This is a genomic window from Clostridium sp. L2-50 (assembly GCF_000154245.1).
Classification (GTDB): domain Bacteria; phylum Bacillota; class Clostridia; order Lachnospirales; family Lachnospiraceae; genus Coprococcus.
On the sequence record NZ_DS480312.1, the window covers coordinates 220,380 to 243,791 of the forward strand.

At 41.4% G+C, this 23,412-nt stretch carries 16 protein-coding genes; 2 read left to right on the forward strand and 14 right to left on the reverse strand.

Going from position 1 to position 23,412, the window contains the following annotated elements; genetic code table 11:
• The first annotated feature begins 478 nt into the window (after positions 1–478).
• The gene (locus CLOL250_RS13200) at positions 479–1,360 is read left to right on the forward strand and encodes an Ig-like domain-containing protein (protein ID WP_008400096.1); all 882 of its coding nucleotides are present in this window, start codon (positions 479–481) and stop codon (positions 1,358–1,360) included.
• Between the two features lie 67 nt (positions 1,361–1,427).
• The gene (locus CLOL250_RS01190; protein ID WP_008400098.1) at positions 1,428–2,141 is read left to right on the forward strand and encodes a GNAT family N-acetyltransferase; all 714 of its coding nucleotides are present in this window, start codon (positions 1,428–1,430) and stop codon (positions 2,139–2,141) included.
• Positions 2,142–2,247: 106 nt separating this feature from the next.
• On the opposite strand, the gene argJ is transcribed toward CLOL250_RS01190, so the two are convergent.
• The 14 genes from argJ to CLOL250_RS01255 form a co-directional block, all read right to left on the reverse strand.
• Positions 2,248–3,492, reverse strand: coding sequence for a bifunctional glutamate N-acetyltransferase/amino-acid acetyltransferase ArgJ (gene argJ / locus CLOL250_RS01195; protein ID WP_044944736.1), 1,245 nt, complete (start codon positions 3,490–3,492; stop codon positions 2,248–2,250).
• Between the two features lie 116 nt (positions 3,493–3,608).
• Positions 3,609–5,288, reverse strand: a complete 1,680-nt coding sequence (gltX, locus tag CLOL250_RS01200) for a glutamate--tRNA ligase (protein WP_044944570.1) — start codon at positions 5,286–5,288, stop codon at positions 3,609–3,611.
• Positions 5,289–5,889: 601 nt separating this feature from the next.
• Positions 5,890–6,864, reverse strand: coding sequence for an aldolase catalytic domain-containing protein (locus CLOL250_RS01205; RefSeq protein WP_008400103.1), 975 nt, complete (start codon positions 6,862–6,864; stop codon positions 5,890–5,892).
• Positions 6,865–7,023: 159 nt separating this feature from the next.
• Positions 7,024–8,370: a DUF6034 family protein gene (locus CLOL250_RS01210; protein WP_008400104.1), complete on the reverse strand. Its 1,347-nt coding sequence runs from the start codon at positions 8,368–8,370 to the stop codon at positions 7,024–7,026.
• Entirely contained in the window at positions 8,367–9,026 is a 660-nt protein-coding gene (locus tag CLOL250_RS01215) for an ABC transporter ATP-binding protein (protein ID WP_008400106.1), read from the reverse strand. The genes CLOL250_RS01210 and CLOL250_RS01215 overlap by 4 nt, the downstream gene beginning before the upstream one ends.
• Positions 9,023–10,084 (reverse strand): ABC transporter permease, encoded by a 1,062-nt coding sequence (locus CLOL250_RS01220; protein ID WP_274922218.1) that lies wholly within the window; start codon positions 10,082–10,084, stop codon positions 9,023–9,025. The genes CLOL250_RS01215 and CLOL250_RS01220 overlap by 4 nt, the downstream gene beginning before the upstream one ends.
• 213 nt (positions 10,085–10,297) lie before the next feature.
• On the reverse strand, positions 10,298–11,506 hold the full coding sequence (locus tag CLOL250_RS01225; protein WP_044944572.1) for an FtsX-like permease family protein: 1,209 nt from the start codon (positions 11,504–11,506) through the stop codon (positions 10,298–10,300).
• 210 nt (positions 11,507–11,716) lie between these two features.
• Positions 11,717–12,016 (reverse strand): hypothetical protein, encoded by a 300-nt coding sequence (locus CLOL250_RS13865; protein ID WP_147554342.1) that lies wholly within the window; start codon positions 12,014–12,016, stop codon positions 11,717–11,719.
• A gap of 138 nt (positions 12,017–12,154) precedes the next feature.
• Positions 12,155–14,707 carry a glycoside hydrolase family 3 N-terminal domain-containing protein gene (locus CLOL250_RS01230; protein WP_008400111.1) on the reverse strand — a complete coding sequence of 851 codons (2,553 nt, stop codon included), beginning with the start codon at positions 14,705–14,707 and terminating at the stop codon, positions 12,155–12,157.
• Positions 14,708–14,782: 75 nt separating this feature from the next.
• Positions 14,783–16,264 (reverse strand): glycerol kinase GlpK, encoded by a 1,482-nt coding sequence (glpK, locus tag CLOL250_RS01235; RefSeq protein WP_044944574.1) that lies wholly within the window; start codon positions 16,262–16,264, stop codon positions 14,783–14,785.
• Positions 16,265–16,353: 89 nt separating this feature from the next.
• Positions 16,354–19,086, reverse strand: a complete 2,733-nt coding sequence (locus CLOL250_RS01240; RefSeq protein ID WP_008400114.1) for a translation factor GTPase family protein — start codon at positions 19,084–19,086, stop codon at positions 16,354–16,356.
• Positions 19,087–19,146: 60 nt separating this feature from the next.
• Positions 19,147–20,166 carry a lysylphosphatidylglycerol synthase transmembrane domain-containing protein gene (locus CLOL250_RS01245; RefSeq protein WP_008400117.1) on the reverse strand — a complete coding sequence of 340 codons (1,020 nt, stop codon included), beginning with the start codon at positions 20,164–20,166 and terminating at the stop codon, positions 19,147–19,149.
• A 476-nt stretch (positions 20,167–20,642) separates the two neighbouring features.
• On the reverse strand, positions 20,643–21,572 hold the full coding sequence (cysK, locus tag CLOL250_RS01250; protein ID WP_008400121.1) for a cysteine synthase A: 930 nt from the start codon (positions 21,570–21,572) through the stop codon (positions 20,643–20,645).
• Positions 21,573–21,686: 114 nt separating this feature from the next.
• Complete coding sequence (locus CLOL250_RS01255) at positions 21,687–22,997, reverse strand: O-acetylhomoserine aminocarboxypropyltransferase/cysteine synthase family protein (protein WP_044944746.1); 1,311 nt, start codon at positions 22,995–22,997, stop codon at positions 21,687–21,689.
• Positions 22,998–23,412 lie beyond the last annotated feature (415 nt).

The following is a 23,412-nucleotide window of genomic DNA, read 5'->3' on the forward strand; positions in this document are numbered from 1 at the left end:
TTTTATTATTTGCAATTCAATTCATATATATGCATTATAACCGATTTTTCATTCAAAATCAATCATATTCGTTCAACTTAGATTTATATTAACACACATTTCGTTCAGAATCAATCATTAATTTGCATTATTTTGAAGTTTTTTGAACAAATATGAAAGAAACAGAATTAAAGAAAGCAGGCAGTCTCGTTATAAGACCACCTGCCGGTCGATAACCAATCTGCTATATCGAATATTGCTGATTGATATATGACATCAGCCAAAGGGTCATAGCTGCGCCTCTTCCAAAAAGGATTTCATTATAGAGTTCTTTTTTGCGTACGAAATTCTAAAATATAAAATGGGACATCACCATATATTTCCGGTTGTTCCTGTCTAAAATTACATATATAATATAAATATCTGCATTAGCTGATATGGGGGGACTTATTAAGTTAACAGATCAAATATTTTATTACATAGTTCGGAGGTAATTTCTATGAAACATTCCAATTCTTTCTGGAAACGTACAATCATCGGATGCAGCCTGCTCGGTATGGTTATCGTAACTGCATTGCCAGCACAGGCAGCAGTTCAGGCAGCAACTTTAAATGAGCGCACAGTTTCCGCTGTCAGTACATACACAGGCACCAATGCTGCCCTTGCCACAAGTAAGACCGCAGCTATAAACACTGCCACTTCTACTACAAATACAACCACAAATGATGCCACCCTTACCGCAAGCAAGACCACGGCCAAGAAAGCTGCACTGAATAAAACATCTTTAAAGCTGAAGAAGGGCAAAACTTACCAGTTAAAAACAAAAAATGTAAAGGGAACGGTAACATGGAGATCTTCTAATAAGAAGATTGCCACAGTTTCAAAGAAAGGTAAGGTTACTGCAAAAAAGGCAGGCTCCACCGTTATTAAAGCTACCTATAAAAAGAACGGAAAGATAAAGACATTAAAGTGCAAGGTCACTGTTACAGCAGCGAAAAAAGAATCCCGTGAAGAGACTGTAAAAAAGAAAATCCTTGCATTACAGAATACATATAAAGAAGGTACAACATGGACAAATGACAACTTCTATCTCTGGAAGGCAAAGAACATGTACTGCTATGGCTGTATCGCCCTTGCCGGAAAGATCAGTGATACTGTATTCGGCAAAGATGCACCTGTAAAAACGCATAAAGATTTCTCCGCGATCAAGAACGGCGACCATATCCGGATCGGTAATTATCATTCCGTTATCGTCATCTCACATACGAGCGATTCCGTAACAGTAGTAGAGGGAAACTACAACTCCTCCATTCACTGGTTCCGAACCATAACGAAATCTTCCCTGCAGCAAACAGGCTTTTCAGTAGATACACGGTATTAAGCACAGTTCAAATGCAAATCATTCATTTCAGGGAGATAAGTTTTTATCTCCCTGTTTGACTATACTTATGGAGAAAATCATGAATAATTCTTATATTAATAAAGATGAGATAAATAATAAAATATATGACTACATTGCCGGCTACATAAATTGTTCAACAGATCAATTAAAAGAAGAAGGCACACATTTCGTAAAGAACAAAAAGGCTGCTAAAAATTATGTTAAAATTCTCAGCATCAGAGATACAAATATCATTTCTCTGTCTGAAGAAAAATATGAACTTGGAAAACAACTGTTATCAGGTAAAACTCGAAACGAATTATATGAAAGTACCTTGATTTTTGGTCAGACTATTCATTACATTCCTGACCTGAAACAAATGGTTAAATTACCTCTTTCAGATACCTTTTCGTTCAAATTATATGAAGGTAACAACCTTAAAACATTATGTGATATCGAGGGCTTTGAAAATTCACTGGCTTTTGATGCAGAAGGAAATACAAATACAACCATCGTTTTATGTGCAATAAAAGATAACGAAATAATAGCAATTGCGGGTGCTGCTCCCACCGGTAAACTGATGGAAGTTGGAATTGATGTAAAAAAGAAATGGAGAGGATATGGTCTAGCCCGTTTGCTGGTTAGAAATCTGACAGTTGAAATTCTGGAACGAAATATGATTCCATTTTATAGTGCATCTGTTACAAATCTGGCTTCCCAAGCAGTAGCCATCCGAAGCGGCTATATGCCACTCTGGACGGATTCATTTGGGACACGCTAATCAGCGCACTATAAGTATAAAAAATAACCGCCCAGCCTGCAAACTGCGAGCGGTTATTTTTAACCAATCATATCAAGGCTAACCGTCTATCGGTAGCACTTTTTATTTATGAACGATAATCCCCGTTGATCTTAACGTAATCATAAGTCAGGTCACAGCCCCACGCCTTGGCGGATGCTTCGCCCTGATTCAGATTGACGTTAATATAGATATCATCCTCAGATAATACCTCAGAGGCTTTTTCCTCAGAAAATGGAATACCGGAACCATTTCTGCACACCTCTACGATTCCCTTCTCAGATTCAAGATCTACATCTACTTTATCGATATCGAAATCTGCTTCTGCATATCCGATCGCACAGAGAATACGTCCCCAGTTTGCATCTTCACCAAACATCGCACATTTGGTCAGTGGGGAACGGATAATGCTCTTTGCGACGATGATCGCTGTGTCCTGATCCGGTGCTCCTGATACTGTACATTCCAGCATCTTGCTTGCGCCCTCTCCATCACTTGCGAGCATCATCGTCATACACTCCATAACGATGTACAGTGCTTTCTTGAAAATTGCATAGTCGTCATTTTCTGTTACGATCTCTTCATTTCCTGCAAGTCCGTTTGCCATGACACTTAAAGTATCATTTGTCGATGTATCACCATCTATAGACAGACAATTATAGGTTACCTTTACGATCTCACTCAGAGCCTTCTGGATCATATCGGCTGAGATTGCAACATCCGTTGTGATAAAGTTCAGCGTGGTTGCCATATTCGGATGAATCATACCGCTTCCCTTTGCCATTCCACCAAGACGACAGGTCTTGCCACCAAGTGTGAATTCTACTGCAACCTGCTTATCAACTGTATCTGTCGTCATGATCGCATTTGCAGCCTTATCATTGCCATCGGCACTTAAACCGCCAGCAAGCTCTTTCATGTGCTCTTCAAATGGTTCGATCGGAATGATCTGACCAATCACACCGGTCGATGCATTGATGATCATATCTGCATCGATTCCCAGTGCATCTGCTGCCAGCTCGCAGATCCGCTCTGCCTTTTCCACGCCATCCGCATTACAGGTATTTGCATTCTTTGAATTAACGACAACTGCCATGGCTTTGCCGCCTGTTGCCTTCAGATGCTCCTTAGTTACAAGGATTGGCGCACCTTTTACCTTGTTCTGTGTATATACGGCTGCTGCATTACAGACTGTACTGCTGTAAACCATACCCAGATCATTCTTATTCTTATCGGAATTCAGTCCGCAGTTTATACCATTTGCCACAAATCCCTTTGCTGCACAGACACCACCATCTACATATGTGTATCCTTCGTATGTTTTCTTCTTCATAATCATCCGTAGCCAAATCCTGTCGACTTCCACGTTCTGTTCCGCTACTGCCGATCAGTGATTCGCCACTGCCTCCTTTTTAAGATATATAAAACTCTGCCTGTATTTCTATTATCTTACTTACCGATCGCTGCCAGGAACTTGTCCAGTCTTCCGATCGTACGATCCTTGCCGATCACGTTCATGATCGTAGCAAGATCCGGTGAATTCTTCTTACCGGTTACTGCCACACGAACGATCGTGCAGACATCTGTGATCGATCCCTTATAAGCATCCGGATTCTTCTTATACTCCTTGACATTCGGACAATAGCCAAGCTTGTCGCCCATCACCTTCATCTCGGCAAACCAGTTCTCTGCATCTAAGAACAGATCCTTCTTATATTCATTGATGATCTCTGCCATCTGATCTGCATTATACTTCTCATCGACCTCGTAGGAAAGCTTCAGTTCATCCTCCGGCACATAGAGATAGCCGAACATCTCTGCCAGATCTGACCACTTACCAACATCCTTACGGACTTTATTTCCGGACATCTTCCAGAGACTGATCGTCTTTAAGAAGCTCTCTTTATCATTTGTGCCAAATTCATACAGCTTCTCATCAAATTCTTTTGCCCATGCCATAATCTTCTCATAGCACTTTTCTTCTGAAAATGTGGAGATCATCTCTTTGCTGACATCATTTAACTTCACCATGTCAAATAATGCACCGGATGCCGGCATCTTCGCAAGTGACAATGTGAAATCATCGATCGTCTTATCCGGATTTGCTGCATGCCATTCCTCATAATTGGAATTGGCGATCGTCATCAGATATTCCAGTACACTCTCGGATGGATAACCCTGCTCCTGATAGAAGCCAACGGCTGCCTCCGGGTCTTTTCTCTTACTAAGCTTTCTCTTATGCTGATGTTCATTTCCATCCTCATCAACGGATATTTCCATCTTCATAATTGGTGAAATATGTGCATACTCAGGAAGTTCAAATCCGCACAGTTCAAATAACTGCTTATGAAGCGGATAGGATGCAAGCCATTCATCACCACGGATGACCATATTTGTTCTCATAAAATGATCGTCTACTGCATGTGCAAAATGATAGGTTGGGATTCCATCAGATTTTAACAGTACAACATCCATCATGTTCTCAGGCATCTCGATCTTACCACGGATCGGGTCACTGTAAACAACTGTCTTGCCTGCCTCGCCCGGGCTCTTAAGTCTGACAACATAAGGCTCTCCGGCTGCCAATTTCTCCTCGATCTGCTCGTATGTCAGATTTCTTCCAACTGCATACTCTCCATAATATCCGATATCTACCTTTGCAGCCTCCTGCTTTGCTCTTATCGCATCCAGTTCTTCCGCAGTTGTAAAATCAGGATATGCATATCCCTCCTGCATCAGCTTCTTAACGCAAATCTGATAGATCTCTTTTCTCTCGCTCTGCTTATATGGTGCATATGTGACAGGGCTTCCTTCAAATGGTCCCTCATCAAATCCAAGATCAAACTTGTTTAAGGAATTGATGATCTCCTCCACGCCATTTTCAAGCTCTCTCTTTCTGTCTGTATCTTCTATTCTAAGATAAAACACACCACCGCTCTGCTTTGCAAGTTTTCTTGATATCATAGCAGCATATAAACCACCGATATGCATATATCCGGTTGGGCTTGGCGCAAATCTCGTTACCTTCGCACCCTCCGGCAAGTCTCTCTTTGGAAATCTTGCTTCGAGATCGTCTACCGTTCCTGTTATATCCGGGAATATTAATTCTGCTAATTTGTTATAATCCATCTTATCTGCCACCTCTTATATCAAATCTATTTTTCGTTTCTTACCGCCTGACAGCACCTAATCGACTGTCAAAACACATATAGTAAAAAATACCACAAACCCCACATTTTGTACAGTTGTTTATTTCCTGTACACCACCGTACACCGTACGCCGTACAGTATGGGTTGACGGATATCTCCGATACGCTTCGTTTTCTATTCGGTTCACGCGCCCATTTGCCTGCAGTCGCCCAAACTCGCCTTTCAGGCTCAAACAATGGGCTTAATGCAGGCAGCTAGCGCAAACCTCATTACGAAAGCCTCGCTATGATCGTTGATATCCGTCAACCCATACTGTCGGCTGGTACCGGCATTGGCTGGTAATGCTTTTTCTGAACGGGGTACGTCTTGAAGATACTGCTCGAAGTTCGTAGAACTTATATTATATCTACAGTCTCCAAAGCGTAAATAAAATGGAAGACAGTTTTCCATATGATTCGCAAGTCTTGACATCCAACTTGTTACATATAGTAAATACTGTCTTCCATTTTTATTTCATATATTATTATCTGCCAAGCTGAACAATATCTGTAATACAGCACAAGCTACTACTCACAGTTGCTTATTCGCGATAAAGTAAGTAGCTGTACATGTCAGCGTATTCGTGTTTGCCCTGTTTGATGAAATCAATGGCCTCTCTTGGATGCTGGTTCAGCATACCGGTCAGCATGTACGGTACATCATAGCCCCATACAGCATCACCCTTTTCCTTTAACGGAACCATGTAACGCTCAATGAACTTCAGGATATGGTACAGATTGTACTTTGGATTACGAAGGAAGCCAAGCAGCAATTCCATCGCGCAATTTCCTGCACCTCGTCCCATAGAGCTTACCGTTCCATCTAACATGCTTGCTCCATGTCTCATTGCTTCAACAGTATTTGCATATGCCATCTTCATGTTGTCATGTGCATGAATACCAATCTTCTTACCGTATTTCTCTCCAACTGCCACATATTTCTGTGTCAGTCTCTGGATCTGCTCCGGGTATAAAGAGCCGTAGCTGTCTACAATGTAGATTCCGTCTACATTTGATTTGCCTAACATCTCAAGAGCGATATCGATCTCTGACTCCTGATCCTTTGAGATTGCCATAATGTTACAGGTCGTCTCATATCCCTTTGCATGTGCATCCTCTATCATCTCGATCGCAGCAGGCATGGTGTTGATGTATGTAGCCACACGTATCATGTCAATAACACTGTCTGCTCTGTCAATAATATCTGTCTTGTAATCGCATCTTCCGACATCCGCCATAACAGATATCTTCATCTCTGTATTATTCTCTCCGACTATACTGCGAATGGCTTCTTCGTCACAGAACTTCCACTTTCCGAACTTTTCTACATCGAACATCTCCTTGGAAGCCTTGTAGCCGAATTCCATATAATCAACACCAGCCTTCAAATTTGCTTCATAAAGTGCTTTTACAAATTCATCTGTAAAATAAAAATCGTTGACAAGTCCTCCATCTCGAATTGTAGCATCAAGCACCTGAATATCAGGTCTGTACGTGATCATATCTCCGCCTATCATCGCTGTTTCCTCCTAAATCTTTTTTATCACCTGATGAGCCGATCAAACTCCCAGGGTTATCCAACGCTCTTTCTATTTATTTTCTCACTTTAACGCGTTGGTGTGAGTATAGTATAACAGCTTTTTAAAATAATGCAAGCACTTTTTTACTTCAACGCACTAAAACGTGCAAATTGTAATAAATTTTCCTGTACATGCATCAATTATCAACATTTCATTGGGATAGGCATCTATCTGATATTCTAATGAAATTTCATCCAATGACAAAAATACCCATACCGGCGAGAGTACAAATTCTCCATTATCCTGAAGCGTCATGCAATAAGTTAACCGTGCGTAATTAAAAATGATATCTCCTGATATATTATCATTAGAATAATTATCAAATTCTAAGGATACTGTTTCTAATAATTTATCCCAATCCATCAATACCTGTTGATCCTGTTTGCTATCTGACCTCTGATATTTTTGACGGCATACAATACCAACAATTCCATTATCATTTATGTTAACCTCATAAATTTGGGATGTCATACTTCTTTGATCACCTTCAATTGGTGACAAAATATTCGTTTCATCACAAAATCCAAGGTAGGCAGGATTTGATTCTACTGCATCTGTAAAAGTAATATAGTAACCATCATATATAACACTTTCTTCATTCTGTCCCAACGCCAGATCACGACATAGCCACTCTGCTGTTGCCGCTTCTGCCATCATTACATTTCCGATTCCTATATCAGCAAAAAAATCACCCGCTTCTTTAATTGCTTCTTCTTTACTGATCTCCGCCCTATTCAGTTCATTGGTTTGAATAAGTTCTTGTTCTTTACCATCTCCATATTCTGTAATGCAGTATGCATATGTTATGTCGTCTGCATGTATAACATCATATGTTAATTCTTCGGGATAACGTTTTAACTCAAAACCATCCCCACTTTCTGTAAAATTCAGCAGGAACGTCTTTCCATCTATGTATCCAATATATGAATCTGACTCATATTCTCCTGCAGGATGCAATGGTGCTGCCTGTGTCTTTTTCTGTTCTTCTTCAGCTGCCATTTCTCTATAAGCTTCTACCGCATCTTTATCTCCCTGTTTTTTTGCTATATCTTCACATTTTTTATAATAACAAATATTTTCATCATGCATTTCCTTAGACAATTTTCCATTATATTCATATATTTCATTGTCCTTATCAAATATACATTCCGCTACCTTTTTCTTATAATCTCTATCTATTTGAATCTCTTTATATCGTATCGATTCCATACGGTCTGTCTCCGGTAATATAATATTCTCTGTATCAAGCAATATCTTTTTCCCATTGGTCTCTCCAAATTCAAATGATTCCTTTTCCGGTATATTTAATTCTCCTCTCAAACCGGGTTCTGCATAATCATCCATTTCCTCATTAATATCTGCCCCTACTTTTCTCTGGCATCCAGTCAACGCCACACAGATAAGTAATAAAAAAGCAGTTTTTTTCAGATTATTTATTATCATACTAATCTTCCATCCTCTATCCGTATTATACGATCACCCATTTGTGCTACATTTTCATCATGTGTGACAACAATCACTGTTTTGCCCTGTTGATTTACTTTCTTTAAAATTTTCATAATCTCTTGTCCGGTCATTTTATCCAATGCACCCGTCGGCTCATCTGCCAGAATTATATTTTTATTTGCAACCAACGCTCTTGCGATCGCACACCTCTGCTGTTGTCCCCCTGATAAATTAGCCGGAAGTTTTTTCCAATAATCTGCAATTCCCACCATATCCAAGCTTTGCATAACGATTTCTTTTCTTTTTTTCTTCGGAATATTTAATGCTATTAACGGTATCTCCACATTTTCAAAAACCGTATAATGTTTCATAAGGGCAAATTGTTGAAAAATAAATCCTACATTTTCTTTTCTGAAATTATGAAGTTCATTTTCCTTCAACTCATGTACTGCTATATCATTATAAAAATATTCGCCTTCCGTCAGCCGATCCATTCCTCCTAAAATATTTAACAGGGTACTTTTCCCTGAACCAGAAGTTCCCATAATAGAAATATAAGCTCCATCTTCTATCTCCAGAGAAATTCCATTTAATGCTGCTGTCGATACATCACCAGTTACATATGTCTTTCTTACATTATTTAATCTAATCATAATTCATCTCCTATTAATTCTGCTCCTGAGTGATTTTTTATCAATCTAATCGGGATAACGGATGAAAGCATTATCATAAAGACACCTGCTAATACATTCATAACCAATACATTTTTATATATCACCATAGTTAATATTCTTTGAGACTCATATACTGCTTCAAAAAAATATTTTGCAAGAAGTGCCACCACAGGAATTACTAAAATAATTGCGATTAACATTTTCCATATATTTTCAATTAAAATAATTGAAATTATATCTTTCTGATTCCATCCATTCGCATACAAAATACCATACTCATATTTTCGTGTGAGAATATTCATACTTTGATAACAAGTCAATGATACACATGCTGATATTGCCACAATAAAAAACAATTCCAATAAATATCTGCGTATATCCTTGGTTGATGACTCAACGCTGCTCATAACGGCTGCCAGATTCTTAACAGAGATACTTATATTCTCGCGGTCTGCTAACATATTCAATCTATTCTTTGCATCATCAAATGTATAATCATGGTTTACACAAAAATAAAGGTTCCAATATCCCGCTTCTGTTTCATTTACTTCTATAACCCCATAATCTAAAGAAGTAGTTGTATGAATTGAATATTTATTCACATCCGTTATGTCCATAACAGGAATAACCTGGTTTCTTTTTATATAACCTGCAATGATCCCCTGTTTGTCGCATCCATTTAGTTCTATTACATCACCTATGTGCAATATTTTTTTATATTGGAATCCGGCATAAACCGCTTCATATCCCCTGCGCAATGCATCATCTATTGTAATATAGCCCGCTTCCAGATTTATACTCAGCATTGAAAACATATCTTTACTAACATTCCAAGTCTCAACATATGAATCCGAATTATACAATTCATCTTTCTCTTCCTTGTTATTTGCCTGTTTCTCTGCTACAGTTCTCCAGCTATCTCCATTTTCAATTTTATTCTCCATTGTCCCAAGCATTTTTATATATTTTTGTGTTTTCATATATTCAATAAATTTCAAACACTTTTCATAATCTTCTTCATTTTCTATCTGTACCATCCCAATGTTTTTAATGTCTTCTTTATATGCTTTCTGCGTTTCATTATAAAAATTACCACTCGTATGCATAATTAGAATTACAACAGACAGTACCAATAATGTGACGGTATTCAGCAAAATTCCTTCCCATATCTTAGAACTATGCAGGCACATATTATCAACTGCAAATTTTAGTCTATATCGAAATTTCATCCATCTAACCCCCTGTCCATTTTATTCTCTTACTAATTGTCCATAATTTTTCCTGTTTATGAAAAAAGCCACTGATAGCATACAAATAAATACCGTTATAATAAAACCTAATAATAATACGAGCCAAATCCAATGCATTATATACGAGATATTCTTAAATCCACCAAAATAACGTATATATATGAATGAGATCACGGTTGCAAGCCCCAAACCAATTCCAGCCATCAGACATATCTCTTTGAATGACATTGACAGAATTTTCCAACTGCTCATACCATAAATCCGCATGATCAAATAATCTTTTCTACGCCGTAAAATCCAGATTTTTGATAGCATAATACAATTCATAATTCCAAACAAAATCATTACAGCAACAATCAATGTCTTTATATTATATAAGTACTTCCACTTATTTCCCGATATATCAGACTGCTCTCTATCCATAGCTTTTCTTATAGAAAATCCCGGCTCACCCAAATACAGACTATCACTCTCATTTTCCTCTTTTTGAAATAAATCCGGTGATTCAATTGGCTCATTAGCTCCCATTACAATTTGAATCTCATCTTTATTTAACATTTCATTTAATTTATTCTGAAATATACTTGATTCTTCATAAAACTGTCGTCCTCCCAAAACAAGTATCTCACAGTCATCTTCTGCCTGATACTTTTCAAATACACCACATACCTCTATATATCTATCGCCTATCCACATATATAATTTGTTGTTTTTCTGAATCGTTTCTGCCATCAGATCTTTGCTGATTACAACAGCAGGATTTTCCCCATTTGTCCATGCATATTCCCCACTTTCAAGTGTCTGAAACCATACATCTTTATACGAAAAAACCACATTTATATCTCGCGAATCTCCATTTTCACCAGAGGATAAGCTAATATCTGTAATATAGGTTGTATCCATCTGATCAGATAATATATTAACCATACTATCTGTATCATCCTTACATAACTGCAAACATTCTGCTTCCTGTTCAATATCTACTTCAAAATAACCGTCTTCTGCAACTTTCTCCCAGTCTACATAATTTGCCTCATATGAGTGTATGGAATGTATGTATAAATTTTCTGAATATTGATACGATGTTTTTTGATTACTGTATTGCCACAGCCAATTTGAAACTGTGGCATATGCAGTACATAGAAGAATAAACACAAATGTAAATCCTATAATGAATAAAATTGAAATCTCTTTATCTCTGATACGCAATATCTTTCCCCCTCTAACTCTGATCAACTTTCCGCTAACCAAGATTCGTCCGCGGTTACGAATCTTGTTGTTAGCAGAATTCGACTTTAATTACCATAAAGTGTAAATTCCTTTTTCTTATTTCCATCCGCAATGAATTTTACAGTAGCATATGTATTATCAGTGCTAATTTTTTCACTCTTACTGGCACTTCTATGTCCTCCATATACTTTAGCGATACACTGACCATTTTTTATTGCCAAACATTTTCACTCCATTAAATGGTCCACTAGAAATAGTCTCATCACTATCTCGTCCAGATAATGTAGCATAACAACTTATTTTGTCACGCGTTACTCTGTATAAATAGCTGGCATTTCCCCTTACAGTAATTCCTGCATGGACCGCAGACTGCGTTGGCAAATTACCCACGTATCTACTTTGTGCAAATGAAACTGTACTAAACATCATACAGGCGCAACAGCCTAAGATAAATATGTAACGTTTTGTCTTTAATAATCGTTTTGTCATAAACATTATAATCTCCTTTTCTAAATATTATCTGCAGATATAGAAAATATAACATAAATATACAAACTTTGTGGTTATTCGACAAAACTAGAACATAAACAACAAAACTAGATGTAAAAAAACAAATTTCGACGTTTTTTACGCCCGCTTCAGGCTTCCAACCCGAAGATCGAATTCATCCAGTGCTTCCTGCTCCGGATTCTCACATTTCAAATGAACCAGATCGATCAGTCTGGTGTGAGGCTCATATTCGTATTTGTAATCAATATCTGCCGGATCAAGCCCCAGTCTGAGCCACAGATGATTCATATGCGCTTTCGCCACGGAATTCTCATACAACACCTTGATCGGCGTCATCAGACTATAGCTGTACGCTGTCTTTGCATCCAGATAGACGGGCATGCTGCACACGATATTCCGGGAGCTGTTTCCAATCAGGATATTATAGATTCCTTCCTCTGCCACCCACTGATGCAGGTCACTGTCAAATGAAGCAAAGTCCTCTTTTTTCAGAGTAAAGCTGACCTTCTCCTGGTCGCCATATGCCAGCCGGATCTTCTTAAACGCTTTCAATTCCTTTACAGGCTTTGAGATGGATGCATACGGATCACTGATATAGAGCTGAACAACTTCCATACCTTCAGAGAATTCTTCCGGTCCCTGATTGATCACATCCACAGCGATCTTGATCGAATCCGTAAATACCGGCATTTTCTTATTATCTACTTTGCCATCCGGGTAAATGATCTCTACCGGAGACTGCTCTCCGATTGCACGCTCATTGCTGATCTCAAAATGACTGTAGGATAATCCATGTCCAAATGGATACAACGGCTCTACCATCTTCTTATCATAATATCTGTATCCGACGTAGATGCCTTCTCCATAATTGACCTGATATCCGTCACCCGGGAAATTCAGATACGTCGGTGTATCCTGATATTTCTTTGGGAATGTCAGCGGCAGCTTTCCGGATGGATTCACTCTGCCGGTTAAGATATCTGCCATTGCATGTCCACCTTCCATACCCGGTAAGAACATACAGAAGATGCCATCTAACTCATGCTCCCAAAGTGCCAGATCAACCGGTCCGCTTACATTTAAGATAAGTCCCAGCTTCACAAGTGGATTTTCCCGTTTCAGATCTAACATCTGATTCAAAATCTGTGCATCCTCGGCGGACAGCTTCATATCCTTCCGGTCATTTCCTTCCATGCCCGGTATTCTGGCAACGCAGATATAGGTGGAAATGCCTGCGCGCTTCCCTACTGCCGGTATTCCGATACTCACCTCGACACCATTCTGGATCAGCCCCTCGTAGATGCTGCTGTCCTTATCTGTCGTAATACCTGCACTTCCGGTACCACAGTCATATAAACGGATAGCTCCGCTTCCGCAAAGAACGACACCCGATAAAAGATCATCTTCCACAGCTGTCTCAAATACCGAATCACTTCCTGCCTTGCTCTTTGCCTGAATCGGAAAGATGTCATTCTCATTTTTCAACATAACAATGCCCTCACAAGCCGTCTTATAGGCTGCCTGCTTCGACATATCCATGATATACTGCGCTGACATATCATAGCACTCCGGTGCAGCGTAAGTCTCTGCCAGTTCCAGTATTCTCGCCACATTCTGATCCAGTTCTTCTTCGGTCAGTTCCCCATTTGCAACTGCTTCCATGACTACTGTAGGATCAGCTGTAACTCCCGGCATATTCAGGTCATTTCCTGCTTTTAATGCTGCGATCGGATCGTAGACTGCGCCCCAATCTGACACAACCATTCCGTCAAAGCCCCAGTATTTACGCAGGATGTCATCTAACAGCCATTTATTCTGTGTACATGCCGTACCATTGATCTTATTATATGCTGACATTACAGTTGCCGGCTTTCCCTGCTCTACACAGGCACGGAAGCCCGGAAAATAAATCTCCTGCAACGCCCGTTCCGATATCGTCTCATTGATCCCCTGACGGTTCTTTTCCTGATTATTTGCAGCAAAATGCTTGATATTTGCCGCTACTCCTTCCTCCTGCACACCCTTTACATACTCCGGTGCAAGCTTCGACACCAGACACGGATCTTCTGAGAAACCTTCAAATAATCTTCCACTCAATGGATCTCTGTGGATATTGATATTCGGTGTTCCAAGGAGCATATGCACGCCATACGCCCGTGCTTCCCGTCCAAGTGCATGTCCTGTCATATTCACGATATCCGGGTTAAATGTAGCCCCAAGCATCATCCCACATGGAAAACATGCAGGCGACATAATGTCTGCCGCAGCATCCCCTGCCATCTCTACAAATGCCAGTGTTGTCTCATTATTTGTTGTATTCTTTACAAACTGATCCTTGAAGTGATCCCGAACCTTCTTCCAGACCTTCATTTCCTTTTCTGTCAGCTTATCAGGACGGAAATAATCAAATATAACATGACGTTCTTCTGTAGCACTGAAGTCTTTCATCAGCCATGCTTCTTCCTCATCCCTCGGATTCTGTCTCCATGCAAGGATCAGATCGCCGATCAGCTGTTCATAATTAATTCCCGTTCCGCCATCCAGCATACGGATCGCCGGTACACCACACTCAGGAACTGCTGCGGTACTGAAGTTACTTGCACCGCACACCATAGTGGCTTTTTCTTCTATTGTCATTTGTTCCAGTATGTTTTTGATCTTATCTGTCATGTCTCAATCTCCTGCTATTTGAAGCTATTTTTATCTGAAAACAGCTTACAGATTCTATCTAATAAATTCCGCTTCTTATAATAGTACCCGCTTTACCGCAGTCTCCCAACCGGAAAGCCGCATCCGGCGCATCTCCTCATCGATCTCCGATGTAAATGCCCGCTCTACGCTCCAATTGCTCTTTATCTCTTCTATGTCATCATAATATCCAACTGCCAGTCCTGCCAGATAAGCCGCACCAAGTGCTGTCGTCTCTGTCACAACCGGACGGATGATCTCGCCGGACAGCAGATCTGCCTGAAACTGCATCAGGAAGTTATTTGCACTTGCACCACCATCTACACGTAACTGCTTCAGGCTGATACCGGAATCACTCTCCATCGCTTTTAATACATCGTAAGTCTCATATGCCAGTGATTCTACAGTTGCCCGGACGATGTGCTCTCTTGTCGTTCCTCTGGTCAGCCCCAGGATCGCACCTCTGGCATAAGCATCCCAGTACGGTGCACCAAGTCCGGTAAATGCCGGAACTACATAGACACCATTGCTGTCCTTAACGGATAATGCTATTCTCTCGGTATCACCGGCTTTCTCGATCAGCTTCATCTCATCACGCAGCCATTTGATCGCGGCTCCTGCGACAAACACACTGCCCTCCAGCGCATACTGTACTTTGCCGTTCAGTCCGATCGCTATCGTGGTAAGCAGCCCATGTTCTGAATAAACAGCCCTGTCTCCCGTATTCATCAGCAGGAAACAGCCGGTTCCATAGGTATTCTTCGTATCTCCCGGTTCGAAACAGCACTGTCCGAATAATGCCGCCTGCTGATCTCCGGCAACGCCTGCAACCGGAATCGAACCACCGAATAACCGCTCGTCTGTATAGCCATAGATCTCACTGGAATTATGTACCTCCGGCAGCATACTCTCCGGTATACGGAATTTCTCAAGTAATTCCTTATCCCATTCCAGTGTGTGGATATTAAACAGCATCGTTCTGGATGCATTTGTATAATCTGTTGCGTGAACCTTTCCTCCGGTCAGCTTATAGATCAGCCATGTATCAACCGTTCCAAAATATAACTTTCCATCCTCTGCAAGTTTTCTCGCTCCCTCTACATGATCGAGAATCCACTCAATCTTTGTAGCTGAAAAATAAGGATCAGCGATCAAACCTGTCTTCTCGCGGATCACTGTATCATAGCCCTCTGCTTTTAATGCCTCGATCCGGTCTGCCGTTCTTCTGCACTGCCACACGATCGCCGGATATATCGGTTCTCCTGTTTCTTTATTCCAGACGATCGTTGTCTCTCTCTGATTCGTAATTCCGATCGCAGCAATCTCCTCAACAGGAATTCCCAGTGTCTCTCTGGCTTCCATCATCACGCTCATCTGTGACGCCCAGATCTCCTTCGGATCCTGCTCTACCCAACCATTTTCAGGAAAATACTGTGTAAACTCCTTCTGTGATACAGCCGCCATCTCTCCATTTTTTCCGAATAAAATCGCCCTTGAACTTGTCGTACCCTGATCAAGTGCCATAATGTATTTCTTCATACCCATTTCTCCATTATATATTCTCTGCTTCGCCCATTCGTTACTTTATATCGTTCTCTTATCTGCTTTGCCGCATAACACTTCAGCCTTTATTTCAAATAATCATCTCTCAGTATCCGGTTCACACGTTCTACTTCTTCCCGAAGCCCACGGGAGGACATTCGAAGTGCACCCTGCCCCATGATGATCAACTGTTCCAATCCATCTGAGGATGCAACCGTCACTTTATACTTTCTGCCAAGCTCATGTGTCGTCTTTTCTATATACATATCGGCAGTCTCTGCTTCTTTCGTATAGACCACATGGATATTTCCATGCTTTGTAATGCTGCCCGGATTCTGCTTCACCTTATAAGCATCAAATACGAGGATCAGCTCACAGCCGACATACCCCTGATAATTCGACATAATATCAATCAGCTTATCTCTGGCACTGTCGATGTTCACCGCTGCCAGCGCTTTCAGGTCATCCCATGCAAATATCACGTTATACCCATCAACTAACAGATATTCTATCTCGCCCTTTTGCTTCCTGTATGCTCCGGGTCTGGCAATTCCAGTATCCGCCGTCTTTAATCCGACAGCCGGTGTCTGCGCACCGGTGGTCTTGCTCTTGCCATGTTCTGCCGCCTTTTTCACATACCAGTCCGCTTCCGACACACTCTTATTATACCGATTAAAACCGGCTTTATTATAAGCTGCATTTTCCCGGCTGTTTGAACCATAGGTACGGACAAATATATCCTCTAACTCTTTCTCATCATACACCGGAGCACCTACGTCCTGCCGCTCACGCGCCATCCGTTTTCGGTTATCCTCGTCTGCCTCAGTAGGCTCTGACGTTATATTTCGCAGGACATCTTCCATTCCCGCAAGTGCAAATCCCGGATCTTCTTTTACATGCATCATATCATACACATCGTACCAGTCCACGATATATCCGGCTCCATGTGCACAGAATACCGACGATGCCGGATTCGCCATATCAAGCTCCGGATCATAGGTACTTGCCGCCAGCACTTCATCTTCATTGTGGCATGGCTCATATCCCTGCAGGGTACAGGATAACTTACCCTGTCCTCTGGTATATGCCGTCACATCCTGCTGGTACTCCTGCATCGTAGCAACCGGTGCAGTTCCTGTCAAGATACTCATTTCACCCTCGATCTCCGGCTGTGCAAATCGTCCATGCATCCGCGTGATATCGTTCATCGCCCGCCCGGTCATCTCTGTAGGGATCTCCAGCCGGAATGCATACACGGGTTCTAACAGTCTGCATTCCCCCATCATAAGCCCCTGCCTTACTGCACGATATGTTGCCTGACGGAAATCACCGCCCTCTGTATGCTTCTGATGTGCCCGTCCTGCGGTCACTGTGATCTTCATATCTGTGATCGGTGCGCCTGTCAACACGCCGCGGTATTCTTTTTCTTCCAGATGTGTCAGGATCAATCTCTGCCAGTTCTTATCGAGCACATCCTCGCTACATATCGTATCAAACTGCATTCCACTTCCCGGCTCCAATGGTTCCATCAGCAAATGCACTTCGGCATAATGGCGAAGCGGTTCAAAATGGCCGACACCCATTACCGGTTCTGCAAGTGTCTCTTTATATATGATCCTTCCCATACCAAATGATATGAGATAACCAAATCTGTCTTTTATGATCTGTGTCAGCACCTGAAGCTGCACCTGTCCCATAACCTTGACAAAGATCTCTCGGGTCTCCTGTGCAAACTCCACATGTAACTCCGGTTCTTCTTCCTCCAACTGCCTGATATCCCGGAGTACGACAACTGCATCCTTGTCCTCCGGATAACTGACTTTATAGGATAACACAGGTTCCAGTCCTGCGAATACATTTTCCTGTTCACATCCAACGCCCTGACCTGCGGATGTCTCACCAAGCCCGGTGACCGCACATACCGTTCCGGCAGGAGCCTCCTCTACCGTCTCGTAACGCGCACCGGAATAAATCCGTATCTGGTTGACTTTTCCTTCAGTTCCCTCGATCTGCTCTCTGCACTTTAAGCATCCTCCGGTCACCTTCATATAGGTAAGACGTTCCCCTTTTGCATCTCTCGATATCTTGAAGATCCGTCCGCCAAATTCTGCATTATATGCAGGCATCACCATATAGGTATTCATCGCATCCAATAATTCCTGCACACCGGAGAGTTTGAGTGCCGATCCCCAGAAACACGGAAATATCTTTCTGTCAAGAATTGCTTCGATGATATCCTCTGTCTCAACCGTACCACTATCCAGATAGGTATCCAACAGTCTCTCGTCTGCCATCGCGATCTGTTCATCTCTGTCCTCGGATGAGAAATCAACGCAATCCCCATCCAGCTTTTTTCGTATATTTTGGAAAACAGCATCTTTATCTGACCCATCCATATCCATCTTATTTACAAATATAAATGTCGGGATCTCGTACCGCTTCAACAGCTTCCATAATGTATCAGTATGACTCTGTACCCCGTCCATGCCATTAATGACAAGAATCGCATAGTCAAGCACCTGTAAGGTTCGTTCCATTTCCGCTGAGAAATCAACATGCCCAGGCGTATCAAGCAGCGTAATCTCCATGTCATCATATGTAAATACCGCCTGCTTGGAAAATATCGTGATCCCACGCTCCCGCTCCTGTGCATCCGTATCCAGGTAAGCATCCTTATGATCCACCCGTCCAAGCTTACGGATCTTGCCTGCCGTATATAACATGGCTTCCGATAATGTAGTTTTTCCCGAATCAACATGGGCAAGAATACCCACCACCAACTTTTTCATATCTGTATTTACCCTGTTTCTGTCCATCATATATCATATCGAGCATATAGCTGACGGATATTTTTCCATCCGTCCCACATCTCATACGGGTCAGACTTCCTTCTTCTTATTCTTTCTCTGTTTTATAACTGCAAACTTCGCTGCATAGGCCGCGCCCAGTGCACACGGAAATACAAATGTTGCAAAACGGTATAGCAGTGCCATAGCTCCTGCTTTCGCACTTCCCACGATCGCACCAAACATTGCGATCATTACAAACTCACTGGAACCGATCCCGGCAGGCGTAGGAATAACTGCCGCCAGCATGACGGATACCGTCGTGATCGCCAGTGCCACATCCGGCGAAAATGCACCGCTCTTGTACAGTACGATATACGGAATCATAAACCAGCAGGAAAACTTACAAATATTGATTAGCAGAACGCCAAGCAGCAGCTTCCAATGGTGCAGCAATTTCTTTGATTCCGTTTCCATGATATCACACTGTTCTTTGATTTTATCAAACTTTTCTGTAAATCGTCCTTTGTAATTCACCAGATCCATCAGCTTCTTTAAGATCTGATGAAACCATCCGGCACATACAAACAACAGTAAACATATCGTAATAATAACCGTAGCCACAAATCCAATTCCAATATATGCTTCATATTCCGCAAAGGTTTCATTCATATAATGGAAATGCAGCAGATACAGGATCACCGCCATAATTCCGATGCTTAATTTGTGCACTGCATATTCAATCATATACATACCAAATGCTTCTGATGTCTTCACTCCATACTCATTCAGGTAAACCAGAGCCGACACACCCGCTCCGCTTCCAAGCGTCGCCGTTCTGTAAAATGACACAAAATATGTCATTCCAAACGCCTGTCTGAATGTAAACGTCGGATTATACTGTCTGGCAAATAACATCGTGATCGTACTCTCAAACACACCATACAGCAATGTCGCCACAAGGATCAGCACGACGATCCAAGGGCTTGTCTTCACAAGCTGCTTTGCGATCGGTCCTGCCATATCCCGGAACACATATACGATCAGGCCAAGAAGCACCAGCACAAATGCCCATTTTATAATACTTTTCTGCGTTTCTGTTAATTTCTTCATACTCAACTTATTACCTTTTATCTAATTTCCATATATATCCGCATATAAATATACTATACCATATCCACACGCTCACCGACAACATAAAAGGCTGTTTGTTGTTACAGGCATTTGCATCTAAACTACTGTGCCATTTACGCCTGTGCCGCTGTGCCATATACCATGATATAAAACATTAGTGTCAGTTTCGTTATGAAATGCATATTGCCAGCGAATGCGGGTGCATGTTTGAGCCGAAGGCGAGTTTGCACAGAAGCATGAGCGAATCAGGCATATGCATTGAATAGAAACTTACATGAGTTTTTATCATGGTACATGACACAGTGCACAGGCGTAAAGGTCACAACAATATAGATGCAAATGCCTGTAACATCAAACACGCCCCACCGCATTGCTGTATGGTGGAGCGTGTCTGCTTTGAGATAAATGATTTATTCTAAAAGGACTTATATATTCACATTCGTTTAAATTACATCTTAGCCAAAGAGCGGAGTTGAGTAATATCTGTCACCACTGTCCGGAAGGAGAACTACGATTGTCTTTCCTGCATTTTCAGGACGCTTTGCAAGTTCCTTTGCTGCTACGAAAGCTGCACCGGATGAGATACCAACGAGAATACCTTCTATACTTGCGATCTCTTTGCCGCCTTCAAATGCTGCATCATTGTCGATTGTGATGATCTCATCGTAGATTTTTGTATTTAATGTATCCGGTACAAATCCTGCACCGATACCCTGAATCTTATGTGCTCCTGCAGTTCCCTTTGAAAGAACCGGTGATGTAGCCGGCTCTACTGCTACAACCTTAACATTCGGATTCTGCTGCTTCAGATATTCACCGACACCTGTTACAGTTCCGCCTGTACCAACACCTGCTACAAAGATATCAACCTTTCCGTCTGTATCATTCCAGATCTCCGGTCCTGTTGTCTTTCTGTGTGCTTCCGGGTTTGCCGGATTTACGAACTGACCTGCAACGAAGCTGTCAGGGATCTCCTTAGAGAGCTCCTCAGCCTTTGCGATCGCACCCTTCATACCCTTTGCACCTTCAGTCAGAACGATCTCTGCGCCGTATGCTTTGATGATATTTCTTCTTTCAACGCTCATGGTCTCCGGCATAACGATGATTGCCTTATAACCCTTTGCTGTAGCGATAGATGCAAGACCGATACCTGTATTTCCGGATGTAGGCTCAATGATCGTAGCGCCCGGCTTTAATGTGCCCTTTCTCTCTGCATCTTCGATCATCTCTTTTGCGATTCTGTCTTTTACGCTTCCTGCCGGATTAAAATACTCTAACTTTGCAAGGATCTTTGCATTTAAGCCTTCCTTTTTCTCAATGTGATTGAACTCTACTAATGGTGTATTTCCGATTAACTCTGTTGCGTCTTTATAAATTTTACTCATAATTTTAATCTCCTATTCTGATTCTATTTTTCGTTTTGCAGGTGACCGATGATCTTCGATCACCCATATTTTTTATTGTTTTTATGTTCAATTATCTACTGTTTTTATTATTGATTATTCTGCGATTGCCTTAAATGCTTCATCCAGATCTTCGATAATATCGTCGATGTTCTCTGTTCCGATGGACAGACGAATTGTATTCGGCTTGATACCCTGATCTAATAGCTCAGCCTCGTTGCACTCTGAATGAGTGGTTGATGCCGGATGGATAGCAAGGGATTTTACATCTGCAACATTTGCAAGGAGTGAGAATAACTCAAGCTGATCGATAAATGCCTGTGCCTCTTTTGCTCCGCCCTTAATCTCAAATGTGAAGATCGATCCGCCGCCATTTGGGAAATATTTCTTATATAATGCCTGCTGTTCAGGATCCTCCGAGATGGATGGATGATTTACCTTCTCAACCAGTGGCTGATCTTTCAGATACTGTACAACCTTAAGTGCATTTTCAACATGACGTTCTACACGCAAGGATAATGTCTCAAGTCCCTGAAGGAAGATGAATGAATGTACCGGTGAGATAGTTGCTCCCATATCTCTTAACAGGATCGCTCTGATGTAAGTAACAAATGCAGCAGGTGCTGTATCCTTTGCAAAGCTTACTCCATGGTAAGATACGTTCGGCTCTGTTAACCATGGGTATTTGTCACTGGATGTCCAGTCAAAGTTACCACTGTCGATGATGACACCACCGATCGTTGTTCCGTGTCCACCGATGAACTTGGTAGCGGAATGTACAACGATATCTGCACCGTACTCAATCGGGCGAACGAGATAAGGTGTTGCAAATGTATTATCTACGATCAATGGAATGTTATGTGCATGTGCGATCTTTGCGATTCTCTCGATATCTACAACCTCTGAGTTAGGATTTCCGAGTGTCTCGATCTCGATACCGGTTGTATTGTCCTGAATAGCAGCTTCGATTGCATCATAGTCAAATGGATCAACGAATGTTGTCTCGATTCCAAAATCCGGAAGTGTATGTGCAAGAAGGTTATATGTTCCACCGTAGATGTTCTTTGCTGCTACGATGTGGTCACCCTTATGTGCAACTGCCTGAAGTGCATATGTCAGAGCTGCTGCTCCCGAACCAACTGCAAGTGCTGCTACGCCGCCCTCTAATGCTGCGATTCTCTTTTCGAAAATGTCTTCTGTAGGATTTGTAAGTCTTCCGTAAATGTTACCTGCATCTCTGAGGCCAAATCTGTCTGCCGCATGCTGGCTGTTATGGAATACATATGATGATGTAAGATAGATCGGAACTGCTCTTGCATCTGTTACGGGATCCGGTGTTTCCTGTCCTACGTGTAACTGTAATGTTTCAAATTTTAAATCTCTTTCGCTGTATGATTTCTTTGCCATAATTTTTAATCTCCTGTTCTTTTCTCCCGGCTGATGTACGTTTCCGTTTCTTCTATCATTATGTACTGCCGTTTTATTATCTGTCATTTTATTCTGTATTCGTTATTTGCTCCCTATGCCGGAGCTTATCATTTCGTCATTCATGGATATTCTTATCCGGGCTTACTCTAGCGACAACATCTGTAAATTCCGCCTGCTGATAACGCTTGTCTGGTAGTACACATTCGATTGTCTTCATTCAAATATTGTGGTTGATAATACTTGTTCAACATACCTTTTACCTCGTTTCCGCTTATTCCTATCAACAAACTATGATTTAGCTTATGCATGTATATTACACCTCTATTCCTACTTTGTCAATAGGATAATGGAAATATTTTTATAGATTTTTCTTTTAAACTGGTGTATAATCAAT